Genomic DNA, 24,111 nt, shown 5'->3' with positions numbered 1-24,111 from the left:
CACTTAGTCGGTCCGGCCGCCGCAGTCCACCGCCGGGATTGCGTAGGATTTGCCTCGAATTTGCAATGCGGATCATACTTTCGCTCGGCCTCATCTGCTCTATAAAGGCAGGGTTCTTGCAATGCGGGATTCGAGGCGACTGCCACGCCGTGGCCGGTCCGCCCTCCCTTGGAGCTCCGAGGATATGGAAAGACGCCTCGCTGCCATCGTCTGCGCCGATGTCGCCGGCTATTCGCGCATGATGGGCAGCGACGAGGCCGGCACCCATGCCGCCTTCAAGGCCCATCGCAGCGCGATTCATCCCATCATCCTCAATCATGGCGGCCGCGTCGTCAAAAACACCGGCGACGGCTTCCTGCTCGAGTTCCCCAGCATCGTCAGCGCCGCCGAGGCCGCGATCGCGATGCAGACGCTGATGGCGGAGCGCAACCACCACCTGCCTGCGGAACGCGCCATGCAGTTTCGCCTCGGCATCCACATGGGCGACGTCATCGCCGACGAGGACGAGGTCTTCGGCGACGATGTCAACATTGCCGTCCGCCTCGAATCCGTGGCGAGCCCCGGCGGCTTCGCGATCTCGGCCAAGGCCTATCGGGAGGCGAGCAAGCACCTGACCGTGCCGCTGGTCGATGCCGGCAACCACCGCTTCAAGAACATCAAGGATCCAGTCGGTGTCTGGACCTGGACGCACGAGGGTGCACCGGCGCTCGCGCCCGCTCTGAGGGAGGCGTCCACCCTCTCGCAGCAGTACCGGACCGCGATCGTCGGCGTGCTGCCCTTCGCCAATCTCAGCGACGCCCAGGACGAATATTTCTCCGACGGCCTCACCGAGGATCTGATCCACGCGCTGTCGCTGCAATCCTTCTATCGCGTGCTGAGCCGCAACTCGACCTTCGCGTTCAAGGGCAAGAACACCAGCACTCGCCTGATCGCGCGCGAGATCGACGCCACCTATTTGATCCAGGGCTCGGTGCGGCGTGCCGGAGCCAAGATCCGCGTGTCCGCCGAGCTGATCGCGCCGGAGACCGGCGAGCAACTCTGGACCGGACGCTACGATCGCGACATCGGTGACCTCTTCGCGATGCAGGACGAGATCACCACCAACCTGTCCGCCGCCATCGCCACCGAGATCGTCCGGGCGGAGGCTTCGGCGCCGGCGCGGCTCTCCACCGACGTGACCGCCTGGGACCGCTTCCTCAAGGGGCTGTCGCACTATTATCGGCACACCAAGGAGGACCTTGCCACCGCCGTCGACCTGTTCCGGGAAGCCATCAGGCTCGACCCCAAGCTGTCGATCGCGCACGCCTATCTCGCCACGATCCAGATCCAGAGCATCCAGTTCGGCTGGGTCAAGGGCACGCGCGAGATGTGGGCCGAGGCGATGAACCTCGCCGAGACCAGCGTCCGGCTCGACCCGCGCTCCTCCTTCGCGTTCTCGATCCTGTCCTGGGCCCACGCGATGGAGGGACATTACGAGGCCGCGATGGACGCCGCCAAGCGCGCGGTCGCGCTCAACCCCTACGACAATGGCGCGCGCGGCGTGCTTGGCATCTGCCATTTCGTCATCGGCGAGCACCGCGAGGCGATCGAGCTGTTCTCGATGGCCGCGCAGCGCGACAACAGCGACCCGCGCTATCAATGGGCCGCGCTGAACGCCTTCAGCCACTATCTGCTGGGGCAATACGACGCGACGCTGTCCTGGGCCCGCGAGCAGCTCTACATCAACCCGAACCACATGCAGGCGCTGGCGATCCGCGCCGCGGCGCTGGCACAGTTGGGGCGGGACGGCGAGGCGACCGAGGCCGCCTGCGTGCTCATGCGCAACTACCCGACCCTGAATGTCGACCGTCACTTGCGCAATTTCCACTGGAAGCGATCCGAGGACCTTGCCCATTACCGCGAGGGACTTCTGAATGCGGGCGTGCCGCTCGGCAAGCTGACCCTGGTGCAAAGCGACGTCAAACGCGCCGCCGAGTCCTGACAAGGCCGCGGGCCTTCTCGGTTGCTACGCAGTCCCCCGACAACCTCGCGCCGGCTTTTATTGACACGACAGTGAATTCCGCCACACTCCGCTACACGCTGAAGTAGTATAGCCTGCTGTTGATTTGCGAGGACTTTCCTCGCTCTATCGGCGCGTCTTCATTTCACGATTCGCTGTTTTCAGGATTTTGGGCCATGAACGACCCCGCCTCGAAGCCTCGCTTCGATCCCTCGATCCAGGTCTCGCCAGACAATCCCTGCCCTTTCCTGCGTGGCCTCGTCGGCGAAGGTTTCGTCGACGGCGGGACCGTCCCCCTCATCACGTTGTCGCAGACCATCGCGAATGCGAGCGGCGAGAGCGGGCTGAAGAAGGTCTCGGCCCGCATCCAGGTCCGCGGGGTGGCGCTCATCGCCAACGGCTTCGCTCACATCCTGAAGAGCATCTGGTCCGGCGCGCAGCTCGATGCGCTGCGCGGCGGCCCTCTCGACAAGCGCGGAGCCGGCTCGCGCATCCTCGGCGTCGACGGCAAGGTCAACGAGGATGAGATCGCGCGGCTTGCGAGCTTCGGCCGGACCTACGTCGATCCGAACACCGGCAGCAGCGAGCCCGGCCTCAACGCCGCGGAAATCAAGACCTTCATGCACGACAACCTGAAGCGCGCCGGCAGCGCCGCGCGCTGGTACTACCCGCTGCTGATGAAGTTCGAGTGGCCGATCCTGCTGAAGATCGTGGGCAAGGGCAAAGGCAAGGATGAGGACCGCTATCTCAGCGTGGCCGACGTGCGCACGTTGTTCAACGAGCGCAAATTCCCCGACCGTATCAGCCAGCGGGTATTGTCGCAGCCGCTGCTGTCGGCCTGCCAGCTCAGGTTTCGCTGGGCGTTCGCACTCGCAGGGCTCGTTATCGGCCTCGGTCTTGCCGCCCTCGTAGCGGTCGCCGAATTCCCCAACGAGGTCCGCGCCATGCTGCCGCAGAAGGGCATCCTCGTGAAGCTTCTGCCGCCGCCCCTGCCCGCGGTCCCCGAGACGAAGGCCGCCTTCTGGCTCGAGCAGAACTGGTCGCTGAAGGACCGGCACTGGTTCCATCACGTCAGCCAGGGCACTGCGACCTTTCCGGTGCCCTATGACTGGTTCATGGCGCTGGAGCAGCCGCGCCTTCATCTGTTCTCCCGGCCGGGCATGATGAAGGACAGCGCCTATCTCGAGCGCTTCGGCTTCATCCCGAGCCCGCAGTCGATCCAGGCCGACGCGACGACGCTGCGGCGCTTCGGCTACGCCAATGTCTATGAGACGAAGCAGGTGCCGGACTGGTCGACGAGGTGGACCCCCGCCGAGAACGTCGATGGCCTGCCGGTCGGATTCGCATGGATGACCGGTGTCACCGATCCCGCAACGGGCCATCGCGAACAGGACAAGATCGGGCTGACCTGCGCGGCCTGCCATACCGGCCAGATCCACTACCAGGGCATCGACGTCCGCTTCGACGGCGGCCCGGCCATGACCGACCTGAAGAAGCTCGAGCTCTCCACCGGCCTGTCGATCGCCTACACGCTATACGTCCCGTTCCGCTTCCAGCGCTTCGCCGATCGTGTGCTCGGACCCGAAGCCGGCAAGGCGGACCGCGATGCGCTCAAGCAGAAGCTCAGCGTCATCGGCAACTTCCTGATCGACTGGGCGAAAATCCAGGAAAAGACGATTGAAGGCAAGAAGACCTGGGACGGCAAGCAGCAGAAGGATACAGAGGAAGGGTTCGGCCGCCTCGACGCCCTCAATCGCATCGGCAACCAGGTGTTCTCGCAGGATCTCGCGCTCAGCGGCATCAGTGGCTTCGAGAAGAACCTGCATGCCCAGGACGCGCCGGTCAGCTTCCCCGCGATCTGGACCGTGCCGTGGTTCAAGTTCGCCCAATACGACGCCTCGATCGAGCAGCCGCTGATCCGCAACGCCGGCGAAGCCCTCGGCGTTACCGCGCTGCTCAACCTGTCAGGCGCCTATCCGGAGGACAGGCTTTGGCGGTCCTCGGTTCACATCAAGACACTCGGCTGGATCGAGGACATGCTCAGGGGCCCCGATCCGTTCAAGCCGGCCGATTCCTCGGCCGATCCGAAATTCGGCGGCCTGCTGGCACCGCAATGGCCCTCGCACATCCTCGGCGACGCATGGAGGATCGACCAGAAGAAGGTCGACAATGGCCGCAAGATCTACACTGAGATGTGCTCTGGATGCCATCTGCCGGCCGTCGACACCAAGGCCTTCTGGTCCTCGGGACATTGGGAGCCGAATGGCGACAGCAAGGTGCTGAACGCGGTGACGATCCCGCTCGACGAGATCAAGACGGACCCCGAACAGTCGCTCGTGCTCAGCAACAGGATCGTCGACCTGCCTGGCTTCCTGAAGGTGAATACGGCGGACCTCCAGACCTGGTGGCAATGCGATATCCCGACCGCGAGTTCGCCGACCGAAATGGTCTATGCGCTCGGCCTCATGACCGTCGTCGATCTCGTTGCTCGCAAATGGATGGACGACGACAAGACTCCGGAAGCCGAGCGGGCGAAATTGTGGAATCTCGCGCGCAAGAACTGTCTCAATCCGGCGCCCGGGCCGCGCTACCGCGCCCGGCCGCTGAACGGCATCTGGGCCACCGCGCCCTATCTGCACAACGGTTCGGTGCCTTCGCTCTACTGGCTGCTCAAGCCGCAGAACGAGCGTCCGCAAAAATTCTGCATGGGCCGCCGCGACTATGATCCCGTGACCGTCGGCTTTGCGGTCACCGCCGACGAGCGCTGCAAGACGGGCGAAACGCAGTTCTCAATGACCGGCTCCGACGGCAAGCCGATCCAGGGCAACAGCGTGCTCGGCCATTCCTTCGAGCGCAAGGAGGGCGAGCCGAAACGCCCCGGCGTCATCGGCCGCGTGTTCAAGGACGATAACGAGCGCTACGACCTGATCGAGTATCTGAAGACGCTGTAGTTGACGATGTGAAACGAGGTCTTCTTCACCTCGCCCCGCTTGCGGGGAGAGGTCGAAGTCGATCGAAGATCGAATTCGGGTGAGGGGGACTCTCCGCAAACTCAACTCTCACCGTCCCCGCGGAGACTCCCCCTCACCCCAACCCTCTCCCCGCAAGCGGGGCGAGGGAGCGCACCGCCGCTTCGGCCTCACTTGAACAGCGGCGTGCCCGGCACGAAGGCGTCGAAGGCGGCCCAGAACTGGGAGCGGTAGCGGTCCTGCTCCTGGAGGATCTCGTGCTTGGCGCCGGCGATCACGAGATGGGAGCCGGCGCGCAAATGATACGCGAACTCCTCGATCGCCGCGGTCGAGACCACGGTGTCGCTGGACGCCGCCAGCATCAGGATCGGCTGGCGGATCTCGGACGGATAGTTTTTGCCCTTGAAGGTGTTCATGGCGCGGAAGGCGGTATCGGCCCAGGCGACCGTCGGTGAGGCGAGCCCGAGCGTCGGATCCTCCTCCAGGATCGCGACATTGCGCGCATAGCGCACGGGATCGCTGGTCAGCGGATTGTTGATGAAGGGATTGAGCCCGGTGATTTGGTCGCTACCGCCGGGGACATAGCGGCCGCCCATCCCCAACGCCCGCATCGTCTTCAGCAGCGTCCGCGCCGGAAACGAGGTGGCACGACCGGGCAGGTCGATCATCGGCGCCGACAGCACCATGCGATCGAACCAGCGCTTGCCGGCATGCGCTACCCGCAACATCACGGTGCCGCCCATGGAGTGCGCGAGTGCGAAGAAGGGCGGCGGACAATCCGGCAGCACCACCTGCTGCACGAAGGTCTCGACGTCGATCTCGAAATCGGCGAAGTCGCGCACATAGCCCTTGCGCGGATCGCGCAGGCGGCGCGAGGAGTGGCCCTGTCCGCGCCAGTCGATCATCGCCACCGCAAAGCCGCGGTCGCGCAGGTCGCGCACGGTCTCGAAATATTTCTCGATCTGCTCGCTGCGTCCGGTGAAGACGCAGACCGTGCCCTTGCGGTTCGCCGGCGGCGCCCAGCGCGCAAAGCGCAGCTCGGCGCCGTCGGGAGTCTTGACGGTGCCGCTGACGACGTCTTCGGGAACGGGATTGGACGGAATCGAGACCAGCGTCATGATTGGAAGTGGTTAGGCGCGAAGGACTGCAAACCAAGGGGCGGGAGCGCCGAAAAGGCGCGAATTGCCGCCTCTTGAACGCCGTTCCCCTGAACCCATATCACCATGGTGCAGGCCGCTACCAGTGTTTCGGAACCGGAACATCAGGCTGCACACAGACTAAAGCCCGGCCCGATTGGCGGGCGGGTTACCAACAGTCGCTCAATGCAACAGTCGCTCAATGGAGGACTTGACCATGCGTACCCACGATCTGACTCCGTTCTATCGTTCCACCGTCGGCTTCGACCGCCTCTTCAACCTGCTCGACCAGGCCGGTTCGGACGGCAGCCCCGGTTATCCCCCTTACAATATCGAGCGTACTGGCGAGAACGACTACCGCATCACCGTTGCGGTCTCGGGCTTTGCCAAGGATGAGCTCTCCATCGTCGCGAAGGAAAACACGCTGACGATCAAGGGCGAGAAGGTCGCCAACGAGAACAGCAAGAACGAGGTGCTCTACCGCGGCATCGCCGCGCGTGCCTTCGAGCGCGCCTTCCAGCTTGCCGATTTTGTGCAGGTCAAGGATGCCTCGCTCGAGAATGGCCTGCTTCATGTCGATCTCGTACGCGAGATTCCCGAAGCCAAGAAGCCCCGCCAGATCACGATCAACACCGGTGCGCAAGGCGCGCAGGTGATCGAGAGCTCGGCCGCGAAGGCCGCCGCTTAAAGCACGCGCCACTTCCAGGTTGCGAAAACGCCCCGGTGCCCCGGGGCGTTTTTTCGTCTTGCACTGCATCACAGAGCGGTGAAGAGGCGTAACAGCGCTGCCGCGCGCTCCGTCCTTTGGGCATCGAACCCAAAACAAGACGGAGAACGATCATGACACTTTGGCGCAGCCTTTTCGTCGCCGCGAGCCTTTTGGTGGCCCCCATCAGCCTTGCTCACGCGCAGACACCGCAGACGGTGAAAGCCAAGAACGTTGTGCTGGTGCACGGCGCCTGGGCCGACGGCTCGAGCTGGTCGGAGGTGATCCCGATCCTCCAGGCCGCAGGCCTGCACGTCACCGCCGTGCAAAACCCGCTGTCGTCGCTTGCGGACTCCGTCGAGGCGACCAAGCGCGTGCTGGCCGAGCAGGATGGTCCGACCGTGCTGGTCGCGCATTCCTGGGGCGGCACCGTGATCAGCCAGGTCGGCACCGACCCGAAGGTCACCGGCCTCGTCTACGTCGCCGCACGTGCGCCCGATGCCAACGAGGATTTCGTCGCGCTGTCGAAGCAATTTCCGACGGGACCGGTACGCGCCGGCGTCGTCGAGCGCGACGGCTATACCAAGCTCTCGGAAGACGCATTCCTGAAGTACTTCGCCAATGGCGTGAAGCCGGAGCAGGCCAAGGAGCTGTATGCCGTGCAATGGCCGACCGCGGCCTCGATCTTCGCCGGCCGCACCACGGAAGCCGCATGGCACACGAAGCCGAGCTGGTACGCGGTGTCGAAGAACGACTACACTATCAATCCCGATCTCGAACGCTTCCTCGCCAAGCGGATGAACGCCACCACGATCGAGCTCGATGCCGGCCACCTCTCGCTGGTGTCGCATCCGAAGGAGGTGGCGAACTTCATCCTCGAAGCAGCGGGTTCTGCGCGGAGCTGAGGCACAGTTGCTGGCATGCAGAAGCGCCCGAGTTTTTCGGGCGCTTTTTGTTGGCGTGCGCTACTCCAGCCCCTGAGCCGCCGGCATCTCCTGCGTCGGCAGCATCGTCGGGGCTGGCTTGGCCTGGTCAACGGTTGGAGCGATGGCTGGCGGTGCGGCCTCGGCGGGCTTTGCCTGCACGGCGGCCGCCTGTTGTGTGGGCTGTGCCTGCGGCGCTTGTGCCTGCTGCGTCGCAGGCTCGGCGGGCTTGGCAGCGGCGGCGACAGGCGCCTCGCCACGGCGCGGGGCGGCCTTGGGCAGCGGCACGGTGCGGCTGGCCACATGCGGGATCAGGGCCGGCGGGCGCGGCGGGCCGCTGCGGACCATAGTCGGCGGCGGCAGCGCGCTTTGTGGGCGGTAAGGTGCAACCGCGGGCACCTCATAGGTAGGCGCCATACCGTAGGCATCGGCGGCAGGCATGAAGCGCAAGATTCTTCCGTCGCGGGCATCGATCACCAGCCGGCCGTCGTCACCACGGCGATCGATCACCGCGATGGTGTAGACGCTGCCGCGCAGACGCGGGATGCCGAGGGGCGAGAAGCCGTTTTCGCGCAGCACCGCGTAAACCTCCGTCGACGGCAGCAGCACCGGCGCCGGGCCGCGCTCTTCATAGCTGTAGCCATAACGCGGCGGCGGAGGCGCGGCTTCCGGCGGCGCATAGGGGCCGTCAAAATCCGACACCGCGATAGTGGCCCCGCCCACGATACCATTCGCCGGGACTTGCGCAAAAACCTGCGTTGGTGCTGCGGTCGCAGCTAGCACCAGCGTGGCAGCGGCCACATATCCTGTGAAAAACTTCATGGTCGACACGCTCCTGTCAGGCCCCCGAATGCCTCGCGCTCTTTCGCTTCTTGCGGCGTGGTGCGCCTTTCGAAGGGCTGATCCGAAGCTTCATTCGGGATTTCGGCGTCGGCAGGGCCGGATCAGGGCGCGTTTGCTTCAAAACCGGGGCCGCGCGCCATGCGGAAAGCGCGATTGACAGCTGATTGACACGTGGGGAATCGGGACTTCCGCGTGCTTGTGTGATAGACAAAAGTTTGGCAAGGTGATGGTTAGGACAGGAAAGCTGTCTCAATTTTGCTCGCGGTTCCGGCACAGGGATTGCAGCGAAAGTTGGTGCTTTCGAGCGCCAGGAAGGTATCAGGCAAAGCCGTTCTCGGGGACGTAGAACGCCTAGGCCTGAATTTAAGAAAATGCGGCTCGCAGCGGACGAGCGGTGACCCAGAAGCGGGTGCCGCGGAACGCCCAAGGTGCGCCGAAGATGGCGGTGAGGCAGCTTGCCGCACGGAGAGGACAGGAACCATGAACGGGTCGCAATTCGAGCGCGCAAACATCGTGGCAGACGAACTGTCGGCGACGGTCGCATCGAAAACGACCGATCCGATTCAGGAACACAATTCGCGCCCGCCGGCCGAAGGCCTCTACGATCCGAGCCTGGAGAAGGATTCGTGCGGCGTCGGCTTCATCGCCAACATCAAGGGCAAGAAGTCCCACGAGATCGTCGCGGACGCGCTGAGCATCCTCTGCAATCTCGAGCATCGCGGCGCGGTCGGCGCCGACCCGCGCGCCGGTGATGGCGCCGGCATCCTGGTGCAGATCCCGCACGCCTTCTTCAGCCGCAAGGCCAGGGAGCTCGGTTTCGCGCTGCCCAACCCCGGCGAATACGCCATCGGCGCGCTGTTCATGCCGCGCGACACCGCTTGGCGCAACGTCATCAAGAGCATCATCGCCGACCAGATCAAAGAAGAAGGCCTAACCCTGCTCGGCTGGCGCGACGTGCCGACCGACAATTCCTCCCTCGGCGTCACCGTGAAGCCGACCGAACCCGCCTGCATGCAGGTGTTCATCGGCCGCAACGGCACCGCCAGGACCGAGGACGAGTTCGAGCGCCGGCTCTACATCCTGCGCAAGTCGATCTCGCAGGCGATCTACCAGCGCCGCGACCGCGGCCTCGCCGGCTATTACCCCTGCTCGATGTCCTGCCGCACCGTGATCTACAAGGGCATGTTCCTCGCCGACCAGCTCGGCAAGTACTATCCCGATTTGCACGAAAAGGACTTCGAGAGCGCCCTGGCGCTGGTGCATCAGCGCTTCTCGACCAACACCTTCCCGGCCTGGTCGCTGGCGCATCCCTACCGCATGATCGCGCATAACGGCGAGATCAACACGCTGCGCGGCAATACCAACTGGATGGCGGCGCGCCAGGCTTCCGTGAGCTCCGAACTCTACGGCAAGGACATCAACCGGCTCTGGCCGATCTCCTACGAAGGCCAGTCGGACACAGCCTGCTTCGACAACGCGCTCGAATTCCTGGTGCAGGGCGGCTACTCGCTGCCGCACGCCGTGATGATGATGATTCCGGAGGCGTGGGCCGGCAATCCCTTGATGGATGAGACGCGCCGCGCCTTCTACGAATATCATGCCGCTCTGATGGAGCCGTGGGACGGCCCCGCCGCGATCGCGTTCACCGACGGCCGCCAGATCGGCGCCACGCTCGACCGCAACGGCCTTCGGCCGGCGCGCTATCTCGTGACCAAGGACGACCGCATCGTGATGGCGTCCGAGATGGGCGTGCTGACGATCCCCGAGGACCAGATCATCACCAAATGGCGGCTTCAGCCCGGCAAGATGCTGCTGGTGGATCTCGAGCAGGGCCGCCTGATCCCCGACGACGAGATCAAGGCCGAGCTCGCCAGGAGCCATCCCTACAAGGAGTGGCTGGAGCGGACCCAGATCGTGCTGGAAGAGCTGCCGAAGGTGCCGACCACCGGCGTGCGCTCAAACCTGTCGCTGCTCGATCGCCAGCAGGCGTTCGGCTACAGCCAGGAAGACATCACGATCCTGATGACGCCGATGGCTTCGATCGGCGAGGAAGCCGCGGGCTCGATGGGCAACGACACGCCGATCTCGGCGCTGTCGGACAGGGCCAAGCCGCTGTTCACCTATTTCAAACAGAATTTTGCGCAGGTCACCAACCCGCCGATCGACCCGATCCGCGAGGAGCTGGTGATGAGCCTGGTCTCGATCATCGGACCGCGGCCGAACCTGTTCGACCTGAAGGGCCTCGCCACCACCAAGCGCCTCGAAGCGCGGCAGCCGATCCTGACCGACGCGGATCTCGAAAAGATCCGCTCGATCTCGGACGTGGCCGAATCCCACTTCAAGTCGCGCACCCTGGACACCACCTTCCACGCCGGCCTCGGTGCGGCCGGCATGGACCAGGTGTTGGATGAACTCTGCGCGCGCGCCGAAAGCGCGGTGCGCGAGGGCGTCAACATCATCATCCTGTCCGACCGCATGGTCGGCACCGACAGGGTGCCGATTCCCTCGCTGCTGGCCTGCGCCGCCGTGCATCATCATCTGATCCGCACCGGCCTGCGCACCTCGGTCGGGCTCGTCGTCGAATCCGGCGAGCCGCGCGAAGTGCATCACTTCGCCTGCCTTGCCGGCTACGGCGCCGAAGCGATCAATCCGTATCTGGCGTTCGAGACCATCATTGCGATGAAGGACCGCCTGCCCGGCTCGCTCGACGATTACGAGATCGTCAAGCGCTACATCAAGTCGATCGGCAAGGGCCTGCTGAAGGTGATGTCCAAGATGGGCATCTCGACCTACCAGTCCTATTGCGGCGCGCAGATCTTCGACGCCGTCGGCCTCAAGGCGGACTTCGTCGCAAAGTTCTTCGCCGGCACGCATACCCGCGTCGAGGGTGTGGGCCTGTCCGAGATCGCGGAAGAGGCCGTGCGCCGTCATGCCGACGCGTTCGGCGAGGCGCTGGTCTACAAGACCTCGCTCGACGTCGGCGGCGAATATGCCTATCGCAGCCGCGGCGAGGACCATGCCTGGACCGCCGAGTCGGTGGGGCTGCTTCAGCACGCCGCGCGCGGCAATTCGCTGGAGCGCTATCGCGCCTTCGCAAAGATCCTGAACGAGCAGTCGGAACGGTTGTTGACGCTGCGCGGCCTGTTCCGGATCAAGAACGCGGACGAAGAGAAGCGCAAGCCTGTAGCCCTCGACCAGGTCGAGCCGGCCAAGGACATCGTCAAGCGCTTCGCCACCGGTGCGATGAGCTTCGGCTCGATCTCGCGCGAGGCGCATACCACGCTCGCGATCGCCATGAACCGGATCGGCGGCAAGTCGAACACTGGCGAAGGCGGCGAGGAAGCCGACCGCTTCAAGCCGATGCCGAACGGCGACAGCATGCGCTCGGCGATCAAGCAGGTTGCCTCGGGCCGCTTCGGCGTCACCACGGAGTATCTCGTCAACTCCGACATGATGCAGATCAAGATGGCGCAGGGTGCCAAGCCCGGCGAAGGCGGCCAGTTGCCCGGCCACAAGGTCGACGCGACGATCGCCAAGGTCCGGCACTCGACGCCGGGCGTCGGCCTGATCTCGCCGCCGCCGCACCACGACATCTACTCGATCGAGGATCTGGCGCAGCTCATCTACGATCTCAAGAACGTCAACCCGACCGGCGACGTCTCGGTCAAGCTCGTCTCCGAGATCGGCGTCGGCACGGTCGCCGCCGGCGTCGCCAAGGCGCGCGCCGACCATGTCACCATCGCGGGCTTCGAGGGCGGCACCGGCGCCTCGCCGCTGACCTCGATCAAGCACGCCGGCAGCCCCTGGGAGATTGGGCTGGCCGAAACGCACCAGACGCTGGTGCGCGAGCGGCTGCGCAGCCGCATCGTGGTCCAGGTCGATGGCGGCTTCCGCACCGGCCGTGACGTCGTAATCGGCGCGCTGCTGGGTGCCGACGAGTTCGGCTTCGCGACCGCGCCGCTGATCGCGGCGGGCTGCATCATGATGCGCAAGTGCCATCTCAACACCTGCCCGGTCGGCGTCGCGACGCAGGACCCGGTGCTGCGCAAGCGCTTCACCGGCCAGCCCGAGCACGTCATCAACTACTTCTTCTTCGTTGCCGAAGAAGTCCGCGAGATCATGGCCTCGCTCGGCTTCCGCACCTTCAACGAGATGATCGGCCAGGTGCAGCTGCTCGACCAGACCAAGCTGGTCGCGCACTGGAAGGCCAAGGGCCTCGATTTCTCGAAGCTGTTCGTCAAGCAGAAGGAAGAGAAGGGCCAGAAGATCTATCACTCCGAGCGCCAGAACCATCATCTGGAGGCCGTGCTCGACCGCACCCTGATCGAGAAGGCGACGCCCGCGCTCGACCGCGGCGCGCCGGTGAAGATCGAGGCCGCGATCAACAGCACCAACCGCTCCGCGGGCGCCATGCTGTCGGGTACGGTCGCCAAGATCTACGGCCATGCCGGCCTGCCGCACGACACGATCCACGTCGACCTCAAGGGCACGGCCGGCCAGGCGTTCGGCGCGTGGCTGGCGCAAGGCGTCACCTTCGAGCTCGAAGGTGAAGCCAACGACTATGTCGGCAAGGGTCTCTCGGGCGGCAGGATCATCGTCAAGCCCCCCGCCAACAGCGCCATCGTGCCGGAAGAGAGCATCATCGTCGGCAACACCGTGATGTATGGCGCGATCCAGGGCGAGTGCTACTTCCGCGGCGTCGCCGGCGAACGCTTTGCCGTGCGCAACTCCGGAGCCGTTGCCGTCGTCGAAGGCGCCGGCGATCATTGCTGTGAATACATGACCGGCGGCATCGTGGTCGTGCTCGGCAAGACCGGGCGCAACTTCGCGGCGGGCATGTCCGGCGGCATCGCCTATGTGCTCGACGAGACCGGGGACTTCGACAAGCTCTGCAACATGGCGATGGTCGAGCTCGAGCCGGTGCTGTCGGAAGAGATGATCAACGCCGGCACCTATAACCACACCGGTGACCTCGAGGCGCATGGCCGGGTCGACGTGTTCAAGGACCTGCTCGACTCCGATGTCGAGCGCCTGCACGTCCTGATCACGCGCCACGCCAAGGCGACCGGCTCCAGGCGCGCCGCCGACATCCTTGCCAACTGGAAGGACTGGCTGCCCAAATTCCGCAAGGTGATGCCGGTCGAGTACCGGCGCGCGCTGCGCGAAATGGCCGCCAACGCGGACGCCGAGCCGAAAATCGCGATCGGGGCGTAAACAAAAAGCCCTTATGGTGGGGACGCGTGAAGCGCCGTCTCGAACCATGAGGTCACCAGCGAGGCCTTCATCCTTCGAGACGCGGCGCTAAGGGCGCCGCCCCTCAGGATGAGGGGAGAGAGAACAAGCGAACTTAAACGGCAGGGACTTCGGGTTTGATGGGCAAGATCACGGGTTTTCTCGAAATCGAACGGCATGACAGCAAGTACGCGCCGGTCGCCGAGCGCGTGAAACATTTTCACGAATTCGTCGTTCCCCTCTCCGAGAAGGAAACGCGCGACCAGGCCGCGCGCTGCATGAATTGCGGCATTCCCTATTGCCACGGCACCGGCTCGGTCGCGCCCGGCACGCCCGGCTGCCCGGTCAACAACCAGATCCCCGACTGGAACGACCTTGTCTACCAGGGCAATTGGGAAGAGGCCTCGCGCAACCTGCACTCGACCAACAACTTCCCTGAGTTCACCGGCCGCATTTGTCCTGCGCCGTGCGAGGCGTCCTGCACGCTCAACATCGACGACAACCCTGTCACCATCAAGACCATCGAATGCGCGATTGTCGACCGCGCCTGGGACAATGGCTGGCTGACGCCTGAGGTCGCTGCCGTCAAGACCGGCAAGAAGGTCGCGGTGATCGGCTCCGGTCCGGCCGGCATGGCCTGCGCGCAGCAGCTCGCGCGCGCCGGCCACGACGTGCATCTGTTCGAGAAGTACGCCAAGGCCGGCGGCCTGCTGCGCTACGGCATTCCGGACTTCAAGATGGAAAAGAACGTGATCGACCGCCGCGTGGCGCAGATGGAGGGTGAAGGCGTTACCTTCCATTACAACAGCCATGTCGGGGCTGACGGCAACGTCGATCCGCGCGAGATGCTCAACGAGTACGACGCCGTGGCGCTGACCGGCGGCGCCGAAGCCCCGCGCGACCTGGCGATCCCCGGCCGCGAGCTCGACGGCATCCACTATGCAATGGATTTCCTGCCGCAGCAGAACCGCCGCGTCTCCAGCGAGCCGCTGGGCGGCGTCACCGAAATTTTGGCCGGCGGCAAGCATGTCGTCGTCATCGGCGGCGGCGACACCGGCTCAGATTGCATCGGCACTTCGCTGCGCCAGGGGGCGCTCTCGGTGACGCAGCTCGAGATCATGCCCGCCCCGCCCGAGCACGAGAACAAGGGCCTGACCTGGCCGAACTGGCCGCTGAAGATGCGCACGTCCTCCAGTCAGGCCGAAGGCGCGGTCCGCGAATTCGCCGTGCTGACCCAGAAGTTCTCCGGCGAGAACGGCAAGGTCAAGAAGCTGCACTGCGTCCGCGTCGATGACAAGTTCAAGCCGATTGCCGGCACCGAGTTCGAGCTCGATGCCGACCTCGTCCTGCTCGCGATGGGTTTTGTGCACCCCGTGCACGAGGGCCTGTTGAAGATGCTCTCGGTCGATCTCGACCCGCGCGGCAACGTCAAGGCCAACACGCTGGACTATCAGACCTCGCGCCCGAACGTGTTCACGGCCGGCGACATGCGCCGAGGGCAATCGCTGGTGGTGTGGGCGATCCGCGAGGGCCGGCTGTGCGCAAGGTCGATCGATGCGTTTTTGATGGGGAGGACGGACCTGCCGCGGTAGCTGCTCGCTCCGCTGCCGGTCATTCCGGGGCGCGCGAAGAGCGAGCCCGGAATCCATTCATCCACGCCACCTGAGGCCCGATGGATTCCGGGCTCGCGCCAAGTGGCGCGCCCCGGAATGACGAGCGGAGAGGCCCGCACCCTCGCGCCTCATCTCACTCCTGGCGCATCCCACAGCCCTCAGTTCTGCAGCCTCACCCCCACCATCATCACGGTCCCCTGCGAGCTCGATCCCGGCTGGTTCGAGTCCAGGATGTCGTGGCGGAGCGTGCCCTTGATCCAGAGGTTGCGGTTGAGCTTGTAGATCAAATTGCCTTCGAGCGAGTAGGTCTTGTCGTTGCGGTTCTGGCCCTGATAGTCGTAGGTGCCGTAGGTGAACTTGCCGACCGCGGTGAGCCAGCGGCGGAAATCGTGATCGACTTCAACGGCGTAAGTGCGCACCAGCACGCCGGAGGAGCCGGGAACGGTGGTCTCGGCGATCTGCGTGTCGGTGAAGAATTTCACCGTGGTCAGGCCGCTCGCGCTCCAGATCAACGAGCCCGAGGTGAGGAAGCCTGCGAGCTGGCTCAGGCGCGGGTCGACATAGTTGCGCGCGGAGTAGCCGACCGAGACCTCGCCGGTGAGGATGCGCGAGAACTCGAAGGACGAGCCGACCTTGGCGTAGCCGCCGTTTGAATCGCGGAAGTAGCCGTTGCGGTCCGCGGCCTGGTCGTGGACGCGGGTGTCGCCCTGGATCTCGACGAACGGCTTCAAGCCCGGCTTCAGCTCGTAGGAGAAGCGCCCCACGCCGCCATACTGGTTGAAGTCGCGGTCGTCGTTGCTGAAGGTCGAGCCGTCGGTGAGCTTGGAGTTGGTGTAGGCCGTGCGATCGACGGTGGCGCCGGCCGCGACCTGGAAGCGGTTGAAGGTCTGGTCGAAGCCGAAGGTGCCGCCATAGCTCGCGTAAACAGGATATTTCTGCAGGCCGGCCTGCACGTTCGGGCTGCCAGGATTGTCGGTGGCCAGCCGCAGGCGGAGCTGCGAGGTCAGCTTGAGGTCGCGGTCGACGTCGAGGCGGCCGTCGACATGGCCGGTGAAATCGGGGCGATCGATCTCGACCGGCGACGGCGAGGCGAAGCCGTCGATCGTGGCCGGCATGTTGTTGGTGTAGCCGGAGAACGAGCCGCGCAAATCCGCGACCAGCGCGTGGCGTTTCCAGTCTGACACCACGAGAAGATCGGGCGCGACCACATAGACCGGCGAGCCGACCGGCTTGTTCAGCCGCGCAGGATTGGTGTCGTAGCCGGCGGAGAGCTCGAGCCCGCCCTTGATCAGGAAGCTGCCGGCATAATCGCCGACAGCTCCGAACGGTTCGTCGTCGGGCCTGAGGCGGCGGCGCTGCGGCTGACCGGGCACGGTGCCCGCCATCGCCGCCGGCACCGGCGCCTTGTTCGCGGTCTCGGATGGCGGCGGCGCGATCCGCGGCAAGCCGAGTGTGGACACCGGCGGCTTTGCGGATGGCACTGGCGAACCGGGGCCGGCAGCGCGCTTCGACTTCGGTTGACCCGGATAGAGCTTCGGTTGCTGCCGCTTGCGGTTCAGCGAGTCATAGCCGGAGCTGCTCGCGCCGTTGGCGGCGGGCAGGCCATAGGTCGGGACCTGATTGGCCGGGGTTTGGCCGACGCGCGAGATTGCCGGCGCCTGCTGGCGCCCGCGCGGCGCGGCATTGGGATCGGGCAGCGCCGGGAGCGCATCCGACGGCGCAAGCGGCACGCCCGCCGTGCGACGCGTCGGCAGCGTGTCAGGCGAGGCAAAGCCGCCGCGGTTCGGATTGAAGAGGTCGGGCGTGAGGCTCTGGGCAGCCGCCGGCGCACTTTCGAGGGCGGTCAGCACAAGACACGGCAAAGCCGCGCGCAGGAAATGCGCGCGTTTGCTCCGGCCAATGCCTGGAGGCGACCCCACGATAGAATTCCTCAACGAAATCAAACACTTTCACGACGACCTCCGCCGGTTGGCGGGAACCATCGTTAATAGAGTTAAAACAATTATGGTTAATGACCGGTTGAGGGCTTGGTCGCTCGCGTCGCCTCGCAGGTCTCGGCATGCTAAGCAGGCGCCAACGGGCGAATGCCCCTCCTCCCTGGACCTGAACATGCCGAGCTCGAAACCGCTGATGACCCAATCATCCGGCTCCATCCCCGACAGCGTCGAATCCGCGCTCCGCACGCTGGAGACGGAGAGCGGCGGCATCAATGCGCTCGCCGCCGCGCTGCGCGGTCCGCTGGGCGCGACCTTCGCCAAGGCGGTCGACCTGATCCGCAACGCCAAGGGCCGCGTCATCGTCACCGGCCTCGGCAAATCCGGCCACATGGCGCGCAAGATCGCGGCGACGCTGGCCTCGACCGGCACGCCCGCTTTCTTCGTGCACACCGCCGAAGCCGCCCATGGCGACCTCGGCATGATCACGACCGACGATGTCATCATGGCACTGTCCTGGTCCGGCGAGCAGCCGGAGATGAAGACGCTCGTGAACTATTCGGCGCGCTTCGCAATCCCGATGATCGCGGTGACGTCGAACGCGGCATCCTCGCTTGGACAAGCGGCGGACATCGTGATCGAGCTGCCGAAGGCGCGCGAGGCCTGCCCGCACAATCTGGCGCCGACCACCTCCACGATGATGCAGGTCGCGATCGGCGATGCCATCGCCATCGCGCTGCTCGAAGGCCGCGGCTTCACCGCGCTGGAGTTCGCGCATTTCCACCCCGGCGGCAAGCTCGGCGCGATGCTTAAATTCGTCCGCGACTACATGCGCACGGGCGCGGAGATCCCGGTCAAGCCGCTCGGTACCAAGATGTCGGACGCGGTGATGGAGATGTCCGCCAAGGGCTTGGGCTGCGTCTGCATCGTCACGGAAGGCAACGAGATCGCCGGCATCATCACCGACGGCGACCTGCGCCGCCACATGCGGCCGGATCTTTTGACCGCGTCCGTCGACGATATCATGACGAAGCAGCCGAAGACCGTGCCGCCCTCGATGCTCGCCACCGAGATGATCGAGGTGTTGAACACAAGCAAGATCACGACGCTGGTCGTGACCGCGGCGGACAAGCTGGTGGGTATCGTGCATCTGCACGATCTGTTGCGGGCGGGCGTGGCGTAGGGCGCGCCGCCTCTACGCCTCGTCATTCCGGAGCGCGCCACTTGGCGCGAGCCCGGAATCGATCTCACACCGAGGTCGCTGCACGATGGATTCCGGGCTCACGCTTCGCGCGCCCCGGAATGACAGCGAGGGCGCGGTGCTCCTCGCAATGGCAGCGATCAGGCCTGCGCAAACCGCGCCGCGGTCTCTTCCAGCGGCAGCTTCAGCCCGTTCGCCAGATACGACACCGTGCGGTAGAAGCCGCACAGCAGCATGATCTCCAGGATCTGCGCCTCGTCGTAATGCGCCGACAGCGCGGCGAACTCCTCGTCATCGAATGTCGCGCGGTGATGCAGCGCGTCGACGGCGGCGATCAGCGCCTGCTCCGCCGGCGACCAGCACGGTGACATCGCATCGCCCAGCACCGTCGCGTGCACCTCCTCCGCGGTGAGCCGCGCAGGTCCCGCAAAAATCGCGACGTGCACGCCCCATTCATATTCGCATCCGGTCAGCGCGCAGGTCCGGTCGATGACGATCTCGCGCTGGCGCAGCGACAGCGGGCCGGGATCGAGCAGGCCGCCGGCGCGGAACTTGTCCCAGGCGCGGGCGTGGCCCGCCATCACCCGGAACAGCACCAGCGGCGGCGCGCCGCGCATGATACGGTCGAACTGGGCCTGGATCTCCGGGGGATAAGGCGGCGCGAGCGGGGCAATGCGTGGTGTGGCCAGGGACATCAGCTGTCTCCATTGCTACCATTATTGTAGCAGAATGCTACATTATTTGTAGCATCACGCAAGAGGGTGAGGATGGCGAAACAGGCAGCATCAAAGGGGCGGACCGTGCGTGGCTCGCGCACCGGGCGGCCGATCATGGCACTGCTCGACCTCCTGGGCCGACGCTGGAGCCTGCGTATCTTGTGGGAGTTGCGCGCAAAACCCCTCACCTCCCGCGGCTTGCGCACCGCCTGCGACGAGGCTTCGCCGACGGTGCTGCAAGCGCGGCTGACGGAGCTGCGCGAGGCGGGATTCGTGGAGCTGGGCGAAACTGGAGGTTACGGCCTGACGGCGCTCGGGCGGGAATTGTGCGAGACGTTCATGCCGCTGCACCGGTTTGCGGAGAGGTGGAAGAAGAGCTGAGACGCCGGTTGCCTCCCTCTCCCCGTTCTTACGGGGAGAGGGTTGGGGTGAGGGGCTGCTTCTGCAAACAAGGTGAGAGATGGACTCGCGGAAACTCCCCCTCACCCGGATTGCATCTTCGATGCAATCCGACCTCTCCCCGCAAGCGGGGCGAGGTAAGAAAAGGCTACGCCGCCGTGACCGTCAGATTAGCACCGTCCACCTGCACGACCTTCACCCTTGTCCCCGCCGGAATATCCGGGCCGGCGACGCGCCACACGGTGTCGCCGATACGGACCGTGCCGCTACCGTCGATGATCGGCTTCTCCAGCGTAAACTCGCGGCCGAGCAGCGCCTCGGTGCGTTTGTTGAGGAAGGGGCTGGCGCTTGCACCGAGCTTCGGCCGGGCGAGGCGGCGCCACACCGGCACGGCAGCGGCTGCGAACACCGCGAACATCACGAGCTGCAACTGCCAGGACACAGCGACCGCGAACGAGATCAGGCCGACCAGGAGCGCGGCGAGCCCGAGCCAGAACAGGAAGACGCCCGGCGCCAGCACCTCCAGCGCCATCAGGATGAAGCCGAAGATCAGCCAGTTCCAGGTCCCAAGCGATACGAACATGTCGGTCATGACACGACCTCTTTCATTTTCCCTACCGCGGCGGCACCGCCGGCGGCGTGGGGCTGGACGGCGGCACCGAACCGCGACGGACGGCAGCCGCCGCGGACGCCGCGCTTTCGCCGAACGTCGCCTTGGCAATTTCGCCGATGCCGGCGAGTGAGCCCAGCATGCTCATCGCTTCCACCGGCAGCATGATGATCTTCTGATTCGGCGAGTCCGCGAGCTGGCCGAATGCCTTGATGTACTTGTCGGCGATGAAATAGTTCAGCGCGGCGACGTCGCCCTTGCTGATGGCCTCGCTGACCATCTGGGTCGCCTTGGCCTCGGCCTCCGCCAGGCGCTCGCGCGCCTCGGCGTCGCGAAAAGCGGCCTCGCGGCGGCCCTCGGCCTGGAGGATCTGGCCCTGCTTGGCGCCCTCGGCGCGCAGGATTTCGGACTGGCGCGCGCCTTCGGCCTGCAGGATGTCGGCGCGCTTGACGCGCTCGGCCTTCATCTGCCGTCCCATCGCTTCGACCAGGTCGGCCGGCGGCACGATGTCCTTGATCTCGATCCGGTTGACCTTGAGGCCCCAGGGCGAGACCGCGGCATCGACCACGCGCAGCAGGCGCTCGTTGATCTCGTCGCGATGCGACAGCACCTGGTCGAGATCCATCGAGCCCATCACCGAGCGGATGTTGGTCATGGTCAGCACGATGATCGCCTGCTCCAGGTTGGAGACCTCATAGCTCGCTTTGGCCGCGTCGAACACCTGGAAGAAGGCGACGCCGTCCACCGTCACGGTGGCATTGTCCTTGGTGATCACCTCCTGCTCGGGAATGTTGATCACCTGCTCCATCATGTTGATCTTGCGTCCGACGCGATCGAAATAGGGCACGATCAGATTGAGCCCCGGTGTCAGCGTCTGGGTGTATTTGCCGAACCGCTCGATGGTCCAGTCATAGCCCTGCGGCACCGTCTTCACGCCCGCAATGAGCGTAACGATGACGAGCAACACCAGCACAATCGCGAAAACGTCGAAACCGCTCATATATCCTCCAAGGCAGGAAAAGAACATTTCCCGCGCTGTCATTGGTCGGGATCACGACCCTACCGGTTCAGCGGTCGCGACTCACGTCGGCATCCGCGCAATTCTGCACAAGACGTACGCAGAGGGAACGGTCACGATTAAGTATTTGCAAAGCGCTCTTGAAAGCGCACAGGCGCAGATTTAGCCGCCGGCATTAACGTTTCTGACCGTACCGCCTGTCACCCGACAAGCCTATTCGATGACCTCGTTCGCGATTGCCAGCAGGCTCGATGAAAGTGTGGCGCCGATCGCCTTGGCCGTCTTCAGGTTGATCGTGAGCTCGAACTTGGTGGAATTCTGGACCGGAAGGTCGGCAGGCTGTGCTCCCTTCAGGATACGATCAATGTAAGAGGCGGCGCGGCGGACCTGCTCGGCGCTGTCTGTGCTGTAGGACATCAGCCCGCCCTCGCCCACGAAGGTGCGACTCCAGAACACCGCCGGCAGGCGGGCTTCGCTGATTGCAGCCAGGAGAGGCGCACGATTGGCCATGGTGAAGAAGTCCGGCAGGATCAGCAGGCCGCCGTCTTGCCGCGAAGCCAGCGCGGCGATCGAGGCCAAGTCGTGAACTGGTGCTGCCTCGACCGTCACATGAAGCGTCCGTGCGGCATCCTCGATCGTGCGCAGCATCAGGGGCGCGAACGGCGCGGTGGCAGGATTGTAGACGACGAAGACGCGTGACACTTTTGGCGTAACCTGCGTCAGCATCTCCAACCATTTGCCGGCCAGCGGGCCGTCGTAATCGGTGAAGCCGGTGATATTGCCGCCGGGATGGGCGAGGTTCTGGACAAAACCCTGACTGACGGGATCGGTGACGACGGCAAACACGATCGGGATCGTCGTGGTGCGCTGGCGCAGTTCCTCTACCGAGGGCGTTCCGACCGCGAGCAGGATGTCCGGCTTGAGCGCCACGAGTTCGTCGGCGAGCCGCGCGATGCGTTCCCGGTCGCCGGCGCCGTTGCACCAATCGATGCTGAGGTTGTTGTGCTCCTTCCAGCCTTGGACGGCGAGCGCCTCGACCAGGATCGTGCTGCGGGCCTGCCCGATCGCGTCATCCGCGGCCGTGACCGAGAGCACGCCGAGCCGTCGCGTCGGGTTCGGCTGCTGCGCCAGCACTGAGGCCGGCCGCGCGGCGATTGTCCCAAGAAGCGCCAGAATCCCGCGGCGGTTCATGGGACATGCCATCAGATCCAGCCCTGAAGCTCGCGCAGCACGAGCGTCCGGATCACGTCCATGCCGGGATCGCTGTCGTTGAGGCAGGGGATCGCGGAAAACTGCTCGCCGCCATTGTGCTTGAATATCTCGGCATTCTCCTGCGCGATCTCCTCAAGCGTCTCCAGGCAGTCGGCGGAAAACCCGGGCGTTACCACCGCGATGCGGCGCACGCCTTCCTTGGCGAGCCGCTCCATTGTCTTGTCGGTGTAGGGCTGGAGCCACTCGTCGTTGCCGAAGCGCGACTGGAAGGTCAGCAGCAGCTTTGTGACGTCCATGCCGAGCCGGCGGCGCAGCGCCTCGGTCGTGGCGACGCAGTGGCTCTGATAGGGATCGCCTTTGTCGACATAGGATTTCGGCATGCCGTGGAAGGAGGCGACGATCAGCTCCGGCTCGAACGGCAGCGTCGCCAGATGCGTCTCGATCGAGATCGCGAGCGCCTCGATATAGGCCTCGTCCTGATAATAAGGCGGCGTCACCCGCAGCGTCGGCTGCGCGCGCAGGCGCGCCAGCACACGGAACACTTCGTCGCAAACCGTCGCCGAGGTCGAGGCGGAGTATTGCGGATAGAGCGGCACGGCGAGGATCCTGTCGCAACCTTTTGCGATGAGTGCGTCGATGCCGGACTTGATCGAGGGATTGCCGTAGCGCATCGCCCAATCCACAACGACGTGGTCGCGGTCCGACAGTGCGGCTGCAAGCTTGTCGCCCTGCGCGCGCGTGATGGTCTTCAGCGGCGATTCGTTCCGCTCATTGTTCCAGATCTTCTGATAATCCAGCGCCTTGGTGCGGGGACGGCGGCGCAGGATAATGCCATTGAGCACGAGCTGCCAGACCAGACCCTGGTCCTCGATGACGCGGGCGTCCGAGAGGAATTCCCTCAGATAGACCCGCACGCCGGGCGCATCGGCCGTATCGGGCGTGCCGAGATTGACCAGGAGCACGCCGACGCGCGGCAGACTGGACCGGGAGGCCGACCTCGCGGCTGCGATGGGGGCAATTGTCGACATGGTCCGTTGCGTCGCGCGTTACCCCGATCTTGTCAAGATGAGGCCGATTTCGCTAGGCTCGCACCCGGGCGGGGAGGGAAGATGACACTCGCGGAATGGTGCGTATTTGGAGCGCTGCTGCTTTATCTGGCGACGATCGTCTCGATCAAGTGGATCAGATTTCGCCGCTTCGACAATTCCCGGCCGCGCGACCCCGCCTTCTTCGAGGACGCCCTCGCGCAGCGCGCGCTCGGCGCCCACCAGAACGGCATCGAGACCTTTCCGTTCTTCGCCTTCGCCGTGCTGCTCGCCGAATTCCGGGATTCACCGCAGCGGCTGATCGACGAGCTCGCCGTGCTGTTCCTGATCGTGCGGATCGCCTACGTGCTGACCTATCTCGGCAACCGCCCGAGGTTGCGCTCGATCCTCTGGAGCATCGGCTTTGCGATCAATCTCGGGATCTTCTTCATGCCGATGCTGAAGCGTTTTTTGCCGTAGATGGGGTAACGGGCCCCGGGCAGCCTTCCAGCCAAGCCGCGCTAGCTACGGCGCTATTTGTGGCGCGCGTCGCGCGGCTTGGTTGGAAGGCAAGC

Annotated in this window: 17 protein-coding genes; 9 read left to right on the top strand and 8 right to left on the bottom strand. The window is 65.0% G+C overall.

What is annotated here, in order from left to right; genetic code table 11:
* The first annotated feature begins 184 nt into the window (after window positions 1-184).
* Both IVA80_RS09665 and IVA80_RS09660 read left to right on the top strand, forming a co-directional pair.
* The gene (locus IVA80_RS09665; RefSeq protein ID WP_247428498.1) at window positions 185-1,981 is read left to right on the top strand and encodes an adenylate/guanylate cyclase domain-containing protein; all 1,797 of its coding nucleotides are present in this window, start codon (window positions 185-187) and stop codon (window positions 1,979-1,981) included.
* 194 nt (window positions 1,982-2,175) lie between these two features.
* Window positions 2,176-4,950 carry a di-heme-cytochrome C peroxidase gene (locus IVA80_RS09660; protein WP_247428495.1) on the top strand — a complete coding sequence of 925 codons (2,775 nt, stop codon included), beginning with the start codon at window positions 2,176-2,178 and terminating at the stop codon, window positions 4,948-4,950.
* A gap of 188 nt (window positions 4,951-5,138) precedes the next feature.
* Here the strand turns inward: IVA80_RS09660 and IVA80_RS09655 are convergent, their stop codons facing one another.
* Window positions 5,139-6,086, bottom strand: coding sequence for an alpha/beta hydrolase (locus IVA80_RS09655; RefSeq protein ID WP_247428492.1), 948 nt, complete (start codon window positions 6,084-6,086; stop codon window positions 5,139-5,141).
* 235 nt (window positions 6,087-6,321) lie between these two features.
* Here IVA80_RS09655 and IVA80_RS09650 point away from each other — a divergent pair, with 235 nt between their 5' ends.
* Together IVA80_RS09650 and IVA80_RS09645 are read left to right on the top strand one after the other, a co-directional pair.
* Window positions 6,322-6,792: an Hsp20 family protein gene (locus tag IVA80_RS09650; RefSeq protein WP_247428488.1), complete on the top strand. Its 471-nt coding sequence runs from the start codon at window positions 6,322-6,324 to the stop codon at window positions 6,790-6,792.
* A gap of 152 nt (window positions 6,793-6,944) precedes the next feature.
* On the top strand, window positions 6,945-7,715 hold the full coding sequence (locus IVA80_RS09645) for an alpha/beta hydrolase (RefSeq protein ID WP_247428485.1): 771 nt from the start codon (window positions 6,945-6,947) through the stop codon (window positions 7,713-7,715).
* A gap of 60 nt (window positions 7,716-7,775) precedes the next feature.
* Here IVA80_RS09645 and IVA80_RS09640 read toward each other — a convergent pair whose 3' ends face one another.
* A complete protein-coding gene (locus IVA80_RS09640; RefSeq protein ID WP_247428482.1) occupies window positions 7,776-8,555 on the bottom strand; it encodes a hypothetical protein in 780 nt (259 codons plus the stop codon).
* 501 nt (window positions 8,556-9,056) lie between these two features.
* Between IVA80_RS09640 and gltB the strand changes: the two genes are divergently transcribed.
* Window positions 9,057-13,790, top strand: a complete 4,734-nt coding sequence (gltB, locus tag IVA80_RS09635; RefSeq protein ID WP_247428479.1) for a glutamate synthase large subunit — start codon at window positions 9,057-9,059, stop codon at window positions 13,788-13,790.
* Between the two features lie 158 nt (window positions 13,791-13,948).
* Window positions 13,949-15,400: a glutamate synthase subunit beta gene (locus IVA80_RS09630; protein ID WP_247428476.1), complete on the top strand. Its 1,452-nt coding sequence runs from the start codon at window positions 13,949-13,951 to the stop codon at window positions 15,398-15,400.
* Window positions 15,401-15,579: 179 nt separating this feature from the next.
* On the opposite strand, the gene IVA80_RS09625 is transcribed toward IVA80_RS09630, so the two are convergent.
* Entirely contained in the window at window positions 15,580-17,340 is a 1,761-nt protein-coding gene (locus IVA80_RS09625) for an outer membrane beta-barrel protein (RefSeq protein WP_247428473.1), read from the bottom strand.
* A 190-nt stretch (window positions 17,341-17,530) separates the two neighbouring features.
* On the opposite strand from IVA80_RS09625, the gene IVA80_RS09620 reads away from it, so the two are divergent.
* Complete coding sequence (locus IVA80_RS09620; protein WP_247428470.1) at window positions 17,531-18,538, top strand: KpsF/GutQ family sugar-phosphate isomerase; 1,008 nt, start codon at window positions 17,531-17,533, stop codon at window positions 18,536-18,538.
* A 158-nt stretch (window positions 18,539-18,696) separates the two neighbouring features.
* Here IVA80_RS09620 and IVA80_RS09615 read toward each other — a convergent pair whose 3' ends face one another.
* Window positions 18,697-19,251, bottom strand: coding sequence for a carboxymuconolactone decarboxylase family protein (locus IVA80_RS09615; RefSeq protein ID WP_247428467.1), 555 nt, complete (start codon window positions 19,249-19,251; stop codon window positions 18,697-18,699).
* A gap of 72 nt (window positions 19,252-19,323) precedes the next feature.
* Between IVA80_RS09615 and IVA80_RS09610 the strand changes: the two genes are divergently transcribed.
* Window positions 19,324-19,653: a helix-turn-helix domain-containing protein gene (locus IVA80_RS09610; RefSeq protein WP_247428464.1), complete on the top strand. Its 330-nt coding sequence runs from the start codon at window positions 19,324-19,326 to the stop codon at window positions 19,651-19,653.
* A gap of 166 nt (window positions 19,654-19,819) precedes the next feature.
* On the opposite strand, the gene IVA80_RS09605 is transcribed toward IVA80_RS09610, so the two are convergent.
* The 4 genes from IVA80_RS09605 to hemH form a co-directional block, all read right to left on the bottom strand.
* Window positions 19,820-20,263: an NfeD family protein gene (locus tag IVA80_RS09605; RefSeq protein WP_247428461.1), complete on the bottom strand. Its 444-nt coding sequence runs from the start codon at window positions 20,261-20,263 to the stop codon at window positions 19,820-19,822.
* 22 nt (window positions 20,264-20,285) lie between these two features.
* A complete protein-coding gene (locus IVA80_RS09600) occupies window positions 20,286-21,281 on the bottom strand; it encodes an SPFH domain-containing protein (RefSeq protein WP_247428458.1) in 996 nt (331 codons plus the stop codon).
* A 231-nt stretch (window positions 21,282-21,512) separates the two neighbouring features.
* On the bottom strand, window positions 21,513-22,490 hold the full coding sequence (locus tag IVA80_RS09595) for an ABC transporter substrate-binding protein (RefSeq protein ID WP_247428455.1): 978 nt from the start codon (window positions 22,488-22,490) through the stop codon (window positions 21,513-21,515).
* 11 nt (window positions 22,491-22,501) lie between these two features.
* Complete coding sequence (hemH, locus tag IVA80_RS09590; RefSeq protein ID WP_247428453.1) at window positions 22,502-23,539, bottom strand: ferrochelatase; 1,038 nt, start codon at window positions 23,537-23,539, stop codon at window positions 22,502-22,504.
* Window positions 23,540-23,620: 81 nt separating this feature from the next.
* On the opposite strand from hemH, the gene IVA80_RS09585 reads away from it, so the two are divergent.
* Entirely contained in the window at window positions 23,621-24,016 is a 396-nt protein-coding gene (locus tag IVA80_RS09585) for an MAPEG family protein (RefSeq protein WP_247428451.1), read from the top strand.
* Window positions 24,017-24,111: the final 95 nt, after the last annotated feature.

This window comes from Bradyrhizobium sp. 139, from assembly GCF_023074175.1.
GTDB lineage: Bacteria > Pseudomonadota > Alphaproteobacteria > Rhizobiales > Xanthobacteraceae > Bradyrhizobium.
This window is presented reverse-complemented; position numbering and strand designations above follow the sequence as displayed.